The organism is Lysobacter xanthus (genome assembly GCF_047159895.1).
In genome coordinates this window covers 1-13,390 of record NZ_BAAGAB020000069.1, presented here as the reverse complement: position 1 = coordinate 13,390, position 13,390 = coordinate 1, and the positions used below count along the sequence as shown (strand labels likewise).

Here is a 13,390-nt window from a genome sequence, read left to right as displayed (position 1 = left end):
CCGCGGCCGCCGGGGTATCGTCGGCGTCCCGCACGATGCCGCCCACCCATGCCGCGACTGTCCGCCTGCCTGCTCGCCCTTCCGCTCCTCGTGCTGGCGCCGGTCGCGCCGGCTGCCGGGCCCGCGCTGATGCCCTCGGTCGTCGACGCCGGTCGACCCGCGCAGCTCGCCGATTTCGACGCCTATGTCGAGTCCGCGCGCAAGCGCTTCGAGGTGCCCGGCATCGCCGTCGCGATCGTCAAGGACGGCCGCATCGTGCTCGAGCAGGGCTGGGGCGTGCGCGACGCCGGCAAGCCCGGCGAGGTCACCGCGCACACGCAGTTCGCGATCGCCTCGAACACCAAGGCGTTCACGTCGATGGCCATCTCGATGCTCGCCGACGAGGGCAAGCTCTCCCTCGACGATCGCGTCGTCGACCACCTGCCGTGGTTCCGCATGGCCGATCCGTACATCACGCGCGAAATGCGGATCCGCGACCTGCTCGCGCACCGCTCGGGCCTGAGTTTGGGGGCGGGCGACCTGCTGTACTGGCCGGGCTCGACCTACACCGGCCGCGAGGTCGCCGAACGCCTGAAAAACGTGCCCGTCAACGGCGGATTCCGCGGCCAGTACGCGTACGACAACATCCTGTTCGGCGTGGCGCAGCAGGTCATCGAGCAGGTCTCGGGGCAGACGTTCGAGCGCTTCGTGCAGTCGCGCATCCTCGATCCGCTCGGCATGACGGAGACGCGCTACAACGCCGACCACCTGAAGCCGGGCGACGAGGTCGCGGTGGGCCATGCGGCGTACGACTTCAAGGACGTGCGTCCGCTCGACCGTCCCACGACGTGGTCCAACGTGGCGGGCGCCGGCGGCATGTATTCCACCGTGCACGACCTCGCGCGCTGGATGCGCCTGCACCTCGACGACGGCGTGCTCGAAGGCGAGGGCGACGGCGCGAAGCGGCTGGTCAGCCGCAAGCGCCACGACGGCATGTGGCAGGTGATCACGCCGATCCCGGTGGCGACGCCGTCGGTGCCCGAGCTCGCACCGCTCAAGCCGAACTTCGCCGGCTACGGCGAGGGCTGGTCGCTGTCGGACTACCGCGGTCGCAAGCTCGTCTGGCACACCGGCGGCTGGCCGGGGATGGTCTCGAAGGTGACGATGGTGCCGGACCTCGACCTCGGCATCGTCGTGCTCACCAACGCCGAGTCGGGCGCGGCGTTCAATGCGCTCACCTACCGCGTGCTCGACGCCTACATGGGCGCACCGAAGACGGACTGGGTGGCGGCCTACGGCGTCGCGGTCGACAAGCAGCGCGCCGATGCGGACACGAGCTGGGCGAAGCACGTCGCGCAACGCGATGCGAAGTCCAAGCCGTCGCTGCCGCTCGCGGGTTACGCGGGGACGTATCGCGATCCGTGGTACGGCGACGTCGTCGTCGAGCGGGCCGGCGACGGCCTGCGCCTGCGCTTCACGAAGACGCCCGACCTGGTCGGCCGCCTCGAGCACTGGCAGCACGACAGCTTCATCGTTCGCTGGGAGCAGCGCTGGCTCAATGCGGACGCCTTCGTCGACTTCGACCTCGACCACGACGGCGCGATCCGTGCGGTGCGGATGGAGCCGGTGTCGCCGCTCACCGATTTCAGCTTCGACTTCCAGGACCTGCGCCTCGTCCCGGTCGCGCGGTGATCGCGCCCCGGCCGTATGCTGGCCACCATCTTCCAGGAGCCGCCCATGAGCTGGATCGCGATCCTCGTCATCGTCATCGGCCTGTACCTCGCCTTCAAGGCGGTCGGGCTGATGATCCGCCTGCTGATCTGGGCCGTGATCCTCGGCGCCATCTACTGGCTGCTGGCGCCGCACCTCGGCCTGCCGATGCCGGCATGACGGACGCGATGCGGGCTGCGCTAGAGTGCGGCGAACGCTCAGGGGGGGCGTCCATGAACTGGCACGTGTATTCCATCGGCCCGATCGACTACGGCTGGCACCAGCTGCGCAGCGTGCGCGAGACGCTGGAGATCGCGTCCGTGCCGTGCGAGGGCAGCGATCCGCGCGAGGGGCTCGACACGTCGACCGCGCAGGCCTTCCTGTCGAGCTGGCAGTCGGCGAAGGAAGCCGCCACCGCCGCCGGCTGGGAAGGCGGGTTCCGCCTGGAGCCCCGTGTGTTCTGGCTGCCCGACGACCTGCAGATGCTGCACGGCTTCGTCTTCAAGCAGGACCACAACGGCGCGACGTTCGTGGCGAGCCCCAAGCCGTTGCCGCACCTCGAGGCGCTCGCCGGCAGCTGACCGGGGCGCATTCCCCGCTCCGTACAATGGGCGCATGGTCCTCAACGTCGCCGCCTATCACTTCGCTCCCATCGGCGAGCCGTCCACGCTGGCCGCGTCGCTGCATCGCGTGGCCGAGGCCGGCGACGTGCGCGGCACGATCCTCGTCGCGCCGGAGGGCGTGAACCTGTTCCTCGCCGGTGCCGAGGCGTCCGTCGACGCGGTGCTCGCTGTGCTCGTCGACGATCCGCGATTCGCGGGCCTCGACGTCAAGCGCAGCTGGAGCCGCGCGCAGCCGTTCGGCCGCCTGAAGTCGAAGGTCAAGCCGGAGATCATCACCTTCCGTCGAGAGGGCACCGCGCCGCTGGACGGCCGTGCGCCCTCGGTCGAGCCGTCGACGCTCGCGCGCTGGATCGCGCAGGGCCGCGACGACGACGGCCGCCGGCTGGTGCTTCTCGACACGCGCAACCGCGAGGAATTCGGACACGGCACGTTCGAGGGCGCGCTGACGCTGCCGATCGACAACTTCACCGACCTGCCGTCGGCGCTCGAGCCGCATCGCGAGGCGCTCGCCGACGCGACGGTGGTGAGTTTTTGCACCGGCGGCATCCGTTGCGAGAAGGCCGCGCGCTGGCTCGCGGACGAGGGCATGCCGAACGTGCTGCAGCTGGACGGCGGAATCCTCGGCTACTTCGAGAAAGTCGGCGGCTTCGGCTACGACGGCCGCTGCTTCGTCTTCGACGGCCGCGTCGCGCTGGACCCGCATTTGCGTCCGCTCGTCGACGGCGACGGCGACGGCGACGGCGCGTAGGCGTCCGCAGGACAACAGCGTCACCGGCGTTTCACCCGACCTGCGCGGACGTTGCGGTCCCCTAGGCACGAGCGGCGACGGCGCCGCACGTCCGAGGAGACCCAATGGAAATGCGCGACGACATGCACGGGGCGGCACCCGACCGCGACGAGAACATCCGCAAGCTGCACGACCTGGCCAAGGGGCTGCACGTCGCGATGCTGACGACGCGTGGCGAGGACGGCCGGCTGTTCAGCCGCCCGCTCGGCGTGGCCGAGATCGAGTTCGACGGGGACCTGTGGTTCGCGACGGGCTTCGACAGCGAAAAGGTGCGCGAGATCGAGGCGAATCCGCAGGTCAACGTCGCCTTCGCGGCGAAGGACAACGGCAACTACATCTCGATCAGCGGCCGCGCGAGCGTCACCCGCGACCGCACGGAGATCGAACGCCACTGGATGCCCGGCATGGGCGTCTACTTCAAGGAAGGCAAGGACGATCCCAACCTCTGCCTGATCCGCGTCGAGGCCGAGAGCGCCGAGTACTGGGACGGCCCCGGCACCGCGGCCGGCAAGGCGCTGCACTTCCTGCTCACTGCGGTCACCAAGGACCCGGGCAAGCTCAGCGACAACCAGCGGATGAACCTGCAGTAGCAACGAAAACGGCCCGCGGATTCCGCGGGCCGTTCGTTCGGGACGCCGACTCAGCGATCGCGTCGCGGCGGTCGCGGCCCGCGGTCGCGATCCGGCCCGCGCGGCGGCGCGCCGTCGTCGCGACGGATCTTGAGCTGCTGGCCGGCGACGCGGACGCGCTTGAGATGCTCCATCGTCTCGCGCGGCATGCCCGAGGGCAGGTCGATCAGCGTGAAGTGGTCGCGGATGTCGATGCGGCCGATGAACTTGCTCTCGAGATCGGCCTCGTTGGCGATGGCGCCGACGATGTTGCCGGGCTTCACGCCGTGCGTGTGGCCGACCTCGATGCGGAAGGTCTCCATGCCCGGATCCGGGCCGCGCGACGGTGCACGCTCGCGACGCGGCGCATCGTCGTAGCCGCGCGGCGCGTCGCTCGGCGGACGCGCATCGCGTTCGAAACGCGGACCGCGCGATTCGAATTCGCTGCCGCTGCGCGGCGCCCGCTCGGCCGGCGCCTCGCGCTCGGGGCGCGGATACGACGGTCGCGGCGCATCCATCGGCGGGCGTGCCGCCTGCGCGGGGCGATCGCGCTCGTAGCGATCACCGGGCGAGTGCTGCGGGCGCTCGGTGCGCGGTGCGCGATCAGGACCGCGCGCATCGCGCTCGAACCGGGCGGGACGGTCGGGCCGCGGGCCGCGGTCGTTGCGCTCGCGGTCGAAGCGGGCGTCCGGGCGCGGGGGCTGGCGCAGCGGATCGTGGCCGGTGGGCATCAGCAGCGGAGACTCGCCCTGCAACAGGTGGGCGAGGGCGGCCGCGATCTCGACCGCCGGCACGTCGTGGTCGCGCTCGTAACGCTCCACCAGCTCGCGGTACATGCCGAGGTCCGGCGTTTCGAGCGCCTCCGAGATGCGGGCGAGGAAGCGGTCGACGCGGCGCTCGTTCACCGCTTCGATGGTGGGCGCTTCCATCGGCTCGATCGGCTGGCGCGTGGCGCGCTCGATCGCGCGCAGCATCCCGCGCTCGCGCGGCGTCACGAACAGGATGGCCTCGCCGGTTCGGCCCGCGCGGCCCGTGCGGCCGATCCGGTGCACGTAGCTCTCGGTGTCGTACGGGATGTCGTAGTTCAGGACGTGGCTGATGCGGTCGACGTCCAGGCCGCGCGCGGCCACGTCGGTGGCCACCAGCACGTCGATGCGGCCGTCCTTGAGCTGCTGCACGATCTTCTCGCGCTGCTGCTGCTGGATGTCGCCGTTGAGCGCCGCCGCGGCGATGCCGCGCGCCGAGAGCTTCTCGGCGAGCTCCTCGGTGGCGATCTTGGTGCGCGCGAACACGATCATCGCGTCGAACGTCTCGGCCTCGAGCACGCGGGTAATCGCGTCGAGCTTGTGGTGGCCGCTCACCGACACGAACCGCTGGCGGATGTTCGCCGCGGTGGTCGTGGTGGACTTGATCGCGATCTCGACCGGGTCCTTGAGGTGCGTCTGCGCGATGCGGCGGATCGGCGGCGGCATCGTGGCGGAGAACAGCGCGACCTGGCGCGTCGGCGGCGTCGCGTCCAGCACGGCCTGCACGTCGTCGATGAAGCCCATGCGCAGCATCTCGTCGGCTTCGTCGAGCACGAGGCACCGCAGTTCGGAGAGGTCGAGCGTGCCGCGCTTCATGTGGTCGATCACGCGGCCCGGCGTGCCGACGATGACGTGCACGCCGCGCTTGAGCGCGGTCAGCTGGGGTGCATAGCCCTGGCCGCCGTAGATCGGCAGCACCTGGAAATTCGGCAGGTAGGTCGCGTACTTCTGGAACGCCTCGGCGACCTGGATCGCGAGTTCGCGCGTCGGGGCCAGCACCAGCGCCTGCGGCTTGCGCTGCGCGGGGTCGATCTGCGCGAGCACCGGCAGCGCGAAGGCGGCCGTCTTGCCGGTACCGGTCTGCGCCTGGCCGATCACGTCGCGGCCGGCGAGCAGCGGCGGAATGGTGGCGGCCTGGATGGGTGAGGGCGTCTCGTAGCCGACATCGGCCAGCGCGCGCAGCAGCGGCGCGCCGAGGGCGAGGTCGGTGAAGGAAATCGGGGTCGAAGCGGGTTCGGAATCGGCGCTCATGGCAGCGGGACGTCGGCGCCGGGCGGGCCGGTCGGGGGCGGCAGTCTACCCGCCCGGCCGCATCGATACCGTCGAGCGCGCCCCCGGGACGCCGCGTTTCCGCCGGTCGGTCGCGGTTCGGGGATGTCGCCACGCGCCTGACATCCTGCCCGCTAGCATGGCGGTTCCGACGCGCCCGACGTGTCCCCGACCCACGCCGATGAGCCTCTCCCGCCTGCAGTTCGACAATCGTTTCCTGCGTGAGGTCCCGGGTGATCCGCGCGACACGCCCGGGACGCGCCAGGTGCACGGCGCGGCGTGGTCGCGCGTGCGGCCGACGCCGGTCGGCAAGCCCCGCGTGCTCGCGGTCTCGGCCGAGATGCTGGAGGCGCTGGGCCTCGACTTGTCCGACGTCGCGGCCCCGGCCTTCGCGCAGGTGTTCGGCGGCAATGCACTGCTGCCGGGCATGGACCCGTTCGCCGGCAACTACGGCGGCCACCAGTTCGGCCACTGGGCCGGACAGCTCGGCGACGGGCGCGCGATTTCGCTCGGCGAGGCGGTCACCGAAGCCGGCGAGCGCTGGGAGCTGCAGCTCAAGGGAGCCGGCTCCACCCCGTATTCGCGCACCGCGGATGGGCGCGCCGTCCTGCGCTCGTCGATCCGCGAGTTCCTGTGCAGCGAGGCGATGCACCACCTCGGCGTGCCGACCACGCGCGCGCTGAGCCTCGTCGCCACCGGTGAGCCGGTGGTGCGCGACATGTTCTACGACGGCAATGCCGCACCCGAACCCGGCGCGATCGTCTGCCGTCTCGCACCGTCGTTCCTGCGGTTCGGCCACTTCGAACTGCCGGCCTCGCGCGGCGACCTGCCGCTCCTGGTGTCGCTGGTGGATTTCTGCATTCGACGGGACTTCCCGCATCTGGATGCGGATGCACCCGACGTCGTCTCGAGCTGGTTCGGCGAGGTCTGCGAGCGCACCGCGGTGATGGTCGGCCACTGGATGCGCGTGGGCTTCGTGCACGGCGTGATGAATACCGACAACCTTTCGATCCTCGGGCTGACGATCGATTACGGCCCCTACGGCTGGATCGACAACTACGACCCTGACTGGACGCCCAACACCACCGATGCGGAGCGACGGCGCTACCGCTTCGGGCAGCAGGCCGCCGTCGCCTACTGGAACCTGGGACGGTTGGCGGGCGCGATCGCATCGTTGACGGGCGACGTGGCGCCCCTGCAGGCGGGGCTCGAGCGCTACGTGGCCGCCTTCGAACGCTGCGAGCAGGACAATGCGGTACGCAAGCTCGGCCTCGGCGACTACCGCAAGGGCGACGTCGAGCTCATGGAGTCGCTGCTGCAGTGGATGCAGGCCACCGAGGTCGACATGACGCTGTTCTTCCGCGCGCTGATGGACGTGGACCCCGCGGCGCCCGATCTGGACGCATTCGCGCCCGCGTTCTACGACGACGCCCGGCGCGCGGCGGGCGAGTCGGGCATGCGCGAGTGGTTCGGTCGCTACGCGGCGCGCGTCGGCGATCGTTCGGCCGATCCTGCGCGTCGCGAGGCGATGCGGCTGGCGAACCCGCGCTACGTGCTGCGCAATTACCTCGCGCAGCAGGCGATCGATCGTGCCACGGCCGGTGACGCCTCCGGCATCACGGAACTGCTCGACGTCATGCGACGGCCCTACGACGACCAGCCCGGCCGCGAGGCGTTCGCCGAACGGCGACCGGACTGGGCGCGACGCAAGGCCGGTTGTTGGATGCTCTCCTGCAGTTCCTGACCGCCGCTTCACCTGCGGCGCGAGAGCGTGGCGGTGGAGGTGACGCCATGTCCCGTTTGCCGCTCCGCCTGCTTCCGCTGCTGCTTGCCCCCGCGCTCCTCACCGGCTGCGCCACGCCCTATGCCGGCGGTGGCGATCCTTACGGGGATCCCTACGGCGGCGGTTACGGTGCGCCGCGGTATCCGTCGGAAGGCCGCCACGCCGTCGGTACGGTGATCGACGTCGATGCCTCGCGCGGCCGGATGCTGGTCTCGGCCGACAGCCGTTACGGGCCACCGCAGATCGACATCGCGTTCGGCCCGCGGACGCAGGTGGTCTATCAGGGTCGCGCCTATTCGCCCGTCGACATCGAGCGCGGCGACCGCGTCGACGTCCAGCTCATCGACGACGGTGGCGGGCTCGCGGCCGGCCGCATCGACGTACTGCGCAACGTGCGCGACGGCGGCTACGGCGAAGCCGGTGCCGGCGGTGGCGTTCTCGAAGGGCTCGTGGGGCGCGTCGATTCCGGATCGGGCACGCTCGAACTCACCTTGGGCGGGTACGGCGGGCGCCGGCAGTACGTGCGGTTCGACGGGGCGACCCGGTTCGAATACGGCGGGCAGCGTGTCGCCCCCGAGCAGCTGGAGCCCGGCGACGGCATCCGCATCGAAGCGCGCCCGCGCGGCGGCGAGCTCTACGCCGAGCGTGTGATCGTCGTCAGCAACGCCCGCTCGCGGTGAAGATGCGGCCGCGCCCGTAGAATGCGCGGATGCCCCTGATCACCCTCCAGTCCGTCGACTTCAGTGTCGGCGGCCCGCTGCTGCTCGACCATGTCGAGCTGACCATCGAACCCGGCGAGCGCATCGCCGTCATCGGCCGTAACGGCGCCGGCAAGTCCACGCTGCTCAAGCTGATCTCCGGCGACCTCAAGCCCGACGACGGCGAGGTGCGCGTCGAGGACGGCGTGCGCATCGCGCGGCTGGAGCAGGAGGTGCCGGCCAACACCGCGGGCGACATCTTCGACGTGGTCGCCGGAGGCCTCGGCGAGCAGGGCGCGCTCCTCGCGAGGTTCCACCACCTGAGCCATGTCGCGGAAATCGACGCGGACGCGCTCGCTGAGGTGCAGTCGCGGATCGAGGAGCTCGGCGCCTGGTCGCTGGAGCAGCGCGTCGGCGAAACCCTGACGCGGCTATCGCTCGACGGTGACCGGCCCTTCGCGGGCCTCTCGGGCGGCATGCGCCGGCGCGTGATGCTGGCGCGCGCGCTGGTCTCCTCGCCCGACATCCTGCTGCTCGACGAGCCCACCAACCACCTGGACATCGAGTCGATCGACTGGCTCGAGAGCTTCCTCAAGGGCTGGCGCGGGACGCTCGTCTTCATCACCCACGACCGCCGCTTCATGCGCGCGCTCGCCACGCGCATCGTCGAGATCGACCGTGGCGGCCTGACCAGCTGGCCGGGCGACTGGGACAACTACCTGCGCCGCCGCGAGGAGCGGCTGCATGCCGAGGCGCAGGAAAACGCGCGCTTGGACAAGCTGCTCGCGCAGGAAGAGGTCTGGATCCGGCAGGGCATCAAGGCGCGCCGCACGCGCGACGAAGGCCGCGTCCGGCGGCTGAAGGCCATGCGTGACGAGCGTGCGCAGCGCCGCGACCTGACCGGCAAGGTGCGCATGGAAGCGGCGCAGGCCGACGCCTCCGGCAAGAAGGTGATCGAGGCCAAGGGCGTGACCGTGACCCTCGGCGGCCGCACCATCCTGCACGACGTCGACACAACGATCTTCCGTGGCGACCGGATCGGCCTGATCGGCCCCAATGGCAGCGGCAAGACCACGCTGCTCAAGACGCTGCTCGGCAGCCTGAAGCCCGACGGCGGCGAGGTGCGCGAGGGCAGCAACCTGCAGATCGCCTACTTCGACCAGTACCGCGCCACGCTGCGCGAGGACTGGAACGCGATCGAGAACGTGGCCGAGGGCCGCGAGTTCGTCGAGTTCAACGGCAAGCGCAAGCACATCATCGGTTACCTGCAGGACTTCCTGTTCACGCCCGAACGCGCGCGCGCGCCGATCACGCGCCTCTCCGGCGGCGAGCGCAATCGCCTGCTGCTCGCGCGACTGTTCGCACAGCCGTCCAACCTGCTGGTGATGGACGAACCGACGAACGACCTCGACGTCGAGACGCTCGAGCTGCTCGAGGAGCTGCTGGGCGACTATGCGGGCACGCTGCTGCTGGTCAGCCACGACCGCGACTTCCTCGACAACGTGGTGACGTCGACGCTCGTGATGGAAGGCGAGGGGCAGGTCGGCGACTACGTGGGTGGCTACACGGACTGGCTGCGGCAGCGCCCGGCCGACGGCTCGAAGATCGCGCGCGGCGAACCTGCGAAGGCCGTTGCGGCGCCGGCACCGGCACCGACCGTGCCCGCACCGGCGAAGCGCAAGCTCAGTTTCAAGGAGACGCGCGAGCTGGAGTCGCTGCCGGTGCGGATCGAGCAGCTCGAGGCCGAGGTGGCGCGCCTGACCGAGGCATTGTCGGAGCCGGCGTTCTACTCGCGCGATGCGGCGTCGATCACCGCGCACAATGCCGAACTGGCGCGGGTGCAGGGCGAACTCGACGCCGCGTACGCGCGCTGGTCGGAACTGGACGCCTGAAGCCCGGGCCGATCACGCCTCGGGCACGAAGCCCGGGGCGTCGTCGGCACCGTCGCCGAACAGGAATTTCTCCATCTGCTCCGCGAGGTACTCGCGGTGCTTCGGGTTCATCGGCGACAGCCGGTTCTCGTTGATCAGCATCGTCTGGTGCGCGAGCCAGGCCGCCCACGCCTGCTTGCCGACGCTCGCGAACACGCGCCGCCCGAGCTCGCCCGGCCACGGGATGAAATCGAGGCCCTCGTCCTCGCGCTTGAGCCAGACGCAGTCCACGGTACGCGGCATTTCAGTTCTCGAAGAGTCGATTGAGCAGGCTGCGCACGGGCGCGGGGATGCCGAGGGCCGCGAGGTCGGCGGCTTCGCACCATTCGAACGCGTCGTCGTCCGCAACGGACCGCAGGCCGCCGTCCATGCGATGGAGCCGCGGGCGCAGGGTGAGATGGTAGTGGGAGAAGCCGTGACGCACGTCGTCCATCCACAGCACGGGCGCCGCGTCGACTAGGTGCGCGCCCAGCCACGCATCCGCCGCGGCCGCGTCCTCGAACTGCGGGAGCGACCATAGCGAGGCCCAGACACCCGTCGGCGGCCGGCGCTGCAGCAGGATGCGGCCGCCGCCATCGCGCAGCACCAGCAGGACCGCCTCGCGCTGCGGCAGGATCTTCGCCGGACGCGGAGTCGGCAGCTCGTCCTGCCGGCCCTCGAGCCGCGCGATGCAGCGATCCTGCAGCGGGCAGATCACGCAGGCCGGCCGCCGGGGCGTGCATAGCGTCGCGCCGAAATCCATCTGCGCCTGCGTGTAGTCGGCGAGGCGGTCGTCGGGAAGCGCGGGGTCGTCGACGTGCGCCTGCGCGAACGCCCAGAGTTTCCTTTCGACCGCAGGCGTCCCGGGCCAACCCTCGACGCCGTGCACGCGCGCGAGCACGCGCTTGACGTTGCCGTCGAGGATGGCGTGGCGATCGTTCCATGCCTGCGCGGCGATGGCCGCGGCGGTGCTGCGGCCGATGCCGGGCAATGCGGCAAGGGCGGCGACCTCGCGCGGCAGTTCGCCGGAATGGCGCTGGATGCACAGCGTCGCCGCGGCGTGCAGGTTGCGCGCGCGCGTGTAGTAGCCCAGCCCCGACCACAGCGCGAGCACCTGATCCAGCGGTGCGGCCGCGAGCGCGGGAAGATCCGGCAGGGCATCCACGAAGCGATGGAAGTACGGGATCACCGTCGCCACCTGCGTCTGCTGCAGCATCACTTCGGACAGCCAGACGCGGTACGGCGTCCGCGGATGCTGCCAGGGCAGGTCGTGGCGTCCGGCGACGTCGAACCACGCGAGCAGGCGCGTCGCGAAGCCGTCAGTCGTCATCGCGGGACTCGACCTCGACGCCTTCGAGGGTCGCGCCCGGAATCTCGAGCCGGGGCGTCCACACGCGGCCGTCGAGCGGGGGCAGGGGTGTGCCGCGGGCCGAGGCATCGATCCACGAAAGGATGCGCGGCAGCCGGAATCGGCCGTCGAAGCGGGTCGCACCGCTGCGCAATGCCAGTGACGTCACGCCGGAGAGATCGGTCGGCCCGGCGTAGTCGAGCGTGGTCGGCAGCGGGCCCTTCGGTCGGCCGATGGGCGCAGGAAGTTCAGGCCAGCCGCTCGGCCAGCGTGCGATTTCGCCGTCGAGGTGCAGGCCGAGTGCAGCCGTCCAGTCGAGTCGCCCGCCGGCGGTGAGGTCGGGAATCTCGCGACCCTGTCGCAGCGCGAGACCGAACGGCGCGAGATGCAGCCCCTTCGCATAGGCCGCACGGCCGGCCACGCCGAAACGGAAGGCAAGCGCGCTCGACGCCGAGACATAGCGCGCGCTCGCACGCATCGCGAGCGCGTCGAGCGCGAGTCCGTCGTCGAGGTCCGGCCTCGCGCGCAGCACGAGGTCGAGCGGCATGCGCCAGTCCGGGCGACGCACTTCGACGCGCCCGGCGACGCCGAGCCCCGCATCGGCGGCGGGTCGCGCCAGCGTCGCCGCCACGTCGAACGGCATGCGGGTCTCGCCCGCGTCGACGCGACCCCGCAGTCGCGCGCGCACCGGTTGCCCGTCGGCGAGGCGCGGCACGTCGGCCGACAGCGCCTCGATCGTCCAGCCTTCGCCGATGACGCGGCCGTCGATGACGACGAAACCGTCGGTGAGCGTCGGCGTGGCGCGGGACGACGAGGGCGGGCGCGTCGCGAGCCAGCGCTGCAGCGCGGCGATGTCGATGCGCGGGCGTTCGACTTCGACGCGGTGCACGACCAGGTCGCGGCCACGCGATTTCAGCGTCGACCACGGCAGGGACAGCAGGATGCGGTCGGCATGAAGAACCGGCGTGGCGTCGCCCTCGCGTTGCGCCGTCACGTCGCGCAGCACGAGCCGGGGCATGCCGCGCAGCGTGTACTCGGTCGCGCCCTTCGCGGTGATGCGCAGGCCGAGCGCGCGGCTCGCCTGCGACAGCACCAGCCCGGCGACCTGCTGCGGGCGCGACGCCCAGCGCGCGAGCCCGGCGAGCAGCACGACGAGCAGGGCCACGACGACGAGGACGACCCGCCGGCGTGCGCGGTGCTCGTGCTTCGCGGCGTCGCCGTCGGGAGCCGTCATCCGCCGCCCAGCGACTCCGGGAGCAGTGCATCGACGAACGCGCCCGCATCGAAGACGCGCAGGTCTTCCGGCCGTTCGCCGATGCCGGCGAACCGGATCGGAATGCCGAACTCGCGTGCGAGCGCGAACATCACGCCGCCCTTGGCGGTGCCGTCGAGTTTGGTGACGACGAGTCCCGTGACGCCGATCGCCGCATTGAACTGCCGTACCTGCGAGATCGCGTTCTGGCCCGTGGTGCCATCGATCACGAGCAGCACCTCATGCGGCGCCGCGGGGTCGAGCTTCTGCAGCACGCGCTTGATCTTGCCGAGCTCGGCCATCAGCCCCTGCTGCGTGTGCAGGCGGCCCGCGGTGTCGGCGATGAGCACTTCGGTGCCGCGCGCCTTCGCCGCCTGCAGCCCGTCGAATGCGACGGACGCGGCGTCGGCGTTCTGGCCCTGCGCGACGACCGGCACGCCGTTGCGTTCGCCCCAGGCCTGCAGTTGCGCGACCGCTGCGGCACGGAAGGTGTCGCCCGCGGCGAGCATCAGCGGGCGCCCTTCGTCCTTGAAGCGCTTGTCGAGGTGCAGCGACCACCACACGCCCACGTACTTCGCGGGCTTGAACCAGCTCACGTCGCCGAGCGCATTGGGCTC

At 71.0% G+C, this 13,390-nt stretch carries 13 protein-coding genes; 8 read left to right on the top strand and 5 right to left on the bottom strand.

Translation table 11 applies throughout. The features are described from left to right. Window positions 1-129: 129 nt before the first annotated feature. The 5 genes from ACY35P_RS13195 to ACY35P_RS13175 all read left to right on the top strand — a co-directional run bounded on the left by ACY35P_RS13195 (window position 130) and on the right by ACY35P_RS13175 (window position 3,689). Window positions 130-1,671, top strand: coding sequence for a serine hydrolase (locus tag ACY35P_RS13195; RefSeq protein ID WP_462116299.1), 1,542 nt, complete (start codon window positions 130-132; stop codon window positions 1,669-1,671). 45 nt (window positions 1,672-1,716) lie between these two features. Beyond that, a complete protein-coding gene (locus ACY35P_RS13190; RefSeq protein ID WP_462116297.1) occupies window positions 1,717-1,869 on the top strand; it encodes a hypothetical protein in 153 nt (50 codons plus the stop codon). 53 nt (window positions 1,870-1,922) lie between these two features. Continuing rightward, entirely contained in the window at window positions 1,923-2,270 is a 348-nt protein-coding gene (locus ACY35P_RS13185) for a hypothetical protein (protein WP_462116296.1), read from the top strand. A gap of 34 nt (window positions 2,271-2,304) precedes the next feature. Further along, entirely contained in the window at window positions 2,305-3,060 is a 756-nt protein-coding gene (locus ACY35P_RS13180) for a sulfurtransferase (protein ID WP_462116295.1), read from the top strand. Between the two features lie 110 nt (window positions 3,061-3,170). Then, the gene (locus ACY35P_RS13175) at window positions 3,171-3,689 is read left to right on the top strand and encodes a pyridoxamine 5'-phosphate oxidase family protein (RefSeq protein WP_462116298.1); all 519 of its coding nucleotides are present in this window, start codon (window positions 3,171-3,173) and stop codon (window positions 3,687-3,689) included. Between the two features lie 50 nt (window positions 3,690-3,739). Here the strand turns inward: ACY35P_RS13175 and ACY35P_RS13170 are convergent, their stop codons facing one another. Next, on the bottom strand, window positions 3,740-5,764 hold the full coding sequence (locus ACY35P_RS13170) for a DEAD/DEAH box helicase (protein ID WP_462116294.1): 2,025 nt from the start codon (window positions 5,762-5,764) through the stop codon (window positions 3,740-3,742). 199 nt (window positions 5,765-5,963) lie between these two features. On the opposite strand from ACY35P_RS13170, the gene ACY35P_RS13165 reads away from it, so the two are divergent. The 3 genes from ACY35P_RS13165 to ACY35P_RS13155 are packed head-to-tail and all read left to right on the top strand — an operon-like array spanning window position 5,964 to window position 10,155. Beyond that, window positions 5,964-7,526, top strand: a complete 1,563-nt coding sequence (locus tag ACY35P_RS13165; protein ID WP_462116293.1) for a protein adenylyltransferase SelO — start codon at window positions 5,964-5,966, stop codon at window positions 7,524-7,526. Between the two features lie 47 nt (window positions 7,527-7,573). Then, window positions 7,574-8,245, top strand: a complete 672-nt coding sequence (locus ACY35P_RS13160) for a hypothetical protein (protein WP_462116292.1) — start codon at window positions 7,574-7,576, stop codon at window positions 8,243-8,245. Between the two features lie 29 nt (window positions 8,246-8,274). Further along, complete coding sequence (locus ACY35P_RS13155) at window positions 8,275-10,155, top strand: ATP-binding cassette domain-containing protein (protein ID WP_462116291.1); 1,881 nt, start codon at window positions 8,275-8,277, stop codon at window positions 10,153-10,155. Window positions 10,156-10,167: 12 nt separating this feature from the next. Here the strand turns inward: ACY35P_RS13155 and ACY35P_RS13150 are convergent, their stop codons facing one another. The 4 genes from ACY35P_RS13150 to ftsY all read right to left on the bottom strand — a co-directional run. Continuing rightward, window positions 10,168-10,437 (bottom strand): oxidative damage protection protein, encoded by a 270-nt coding sequence (locus ACY35P_RS13150; RefSeq protein WP_462116290.1) that lies wholly within the window; start codon window positions 10,435-10,437, stop codon window positions 10,168-10,170. A 1-nt stretch (window position 10,438) separates the two neighbouring features. Further along, window positions 10,439-11,503, bottom strand: coding sequence for an A/G-specific adenine glycosylase (mutY, locus tag ACY35P_RS13145; RefSeq protein ID WP_462116289.1), 1,065 nt, complete (start codon window positions 11,501-11,503; stop codon window positions 10,439-10,441). After that, window positions 11,493-12,755 carry an AsmA family protein gene (locus ACY35P_RS13140; RefSeq protein ID WP_462116288.1) on the bottom strand — a complete coding sequence of 421 codons (1,263 nt, stop codon included), beginning with the start codon at window positions 12,753-12,755 and terminating at the stop codon, window positions 11,493-11,495. Before ACY35P_RS13140 ends, mutY begins: the two co-directional genes overlap by 11 nt. Continuing rightward, window positions 12,752-13,390 (bottom strand): signal recognition particle-docking protein FtsY (gene ftsY / locus ACY35P_RS13135; protein ID WP_462116287.1); only part of this gene is annotated, 639 nt, incomplete at its 5' end. The genes ftsY and ACY35P_RS13140, both read right to left, overlap by 4 nt.

Coding starts and splice junctions, on each gene's coding strand:
- ACY35P_RS13165 (WP_462116293.1), top strand. CDS start 5,964: ATGAGCCTCTCCCGCCTGCAGTTCGACAATCGTTTCCTGCGTGAGGTC.
- ACY35P_RS13175 (WP_462116298.1), top strand. CDS start 3,171: ATGCGCGACGACATGCACGGGGCGGCACCCGACCGCGACGAGAACATC.
- ACY35P_RS13150 (WP_462116290.1), bottom strand. CDS start 10,437: ATGCCGCGTACCGTGGACTGCGTCTGGCTCAAGCGCGAGGACGAGGGC.
- ACY35P_RS13190 (WP_462116297.1), top strand. CDS start 1,717: ATGAGCTGGATCGCGATCCTCGTCATCGTCATCGGCCTGTACCTCGCC.
- mutY (WP_462116289.1), bottom strand. CDS start 11,503: ATGACGACTGACGGCTTCGCGACGCGCCTGCTCGCGTGGTTCGACGTC.
- ACY35P_RS13180 (WP_462116295.1), top strand. CDS start 2,305: ATGGTCCTCAACGTCGCCGCCTATCACTTCGCTCCCATCGGCGAGCCG.
- ACY35P_RS13170 (WP_462116294.1), bottom strand. CDS start 5,764: ATGAGCGCCGATTCCGAACCCGCTTCGACCCCGATTTCCTTCACCGAC.
- ACY35P_RS13155 (WP_462116291.1), top strand. CDS start 8,275: ATGCCCCTGATCACCCTCCAGTCCGTCGACTTCAGTGTCGGCGGCCCG.
- ACY35P_RS13160 (WP_462116292.1), top strand. CDS start 7,574: ATGTCCCGTTTGCCGCTCCGCCTGCTTCCGCTGCTGCTTGCCCCCGCG.
- ACY35P_RS13140 (WP_462116288.1), bottom strand. CDS start 12,755: ATGACGGCTCCCGACGGCGACGCCGCGAAGCACGAGCACCGCGCACGC.
- ACY35P_RS13185 (WP_462116296.1), top strand. CDS start 1,923: ATGAACTGGCACGTGTATTCCATCGGCCCGATCGACTACGGCTGGCAC.
- ACY35P_RS13195 (WP_462116299.1), top strand. CDS start 130: ATGCCCTCGGTCGTCGACGCCGGTCGACCCGCGCAGCTCGCCGATTTC.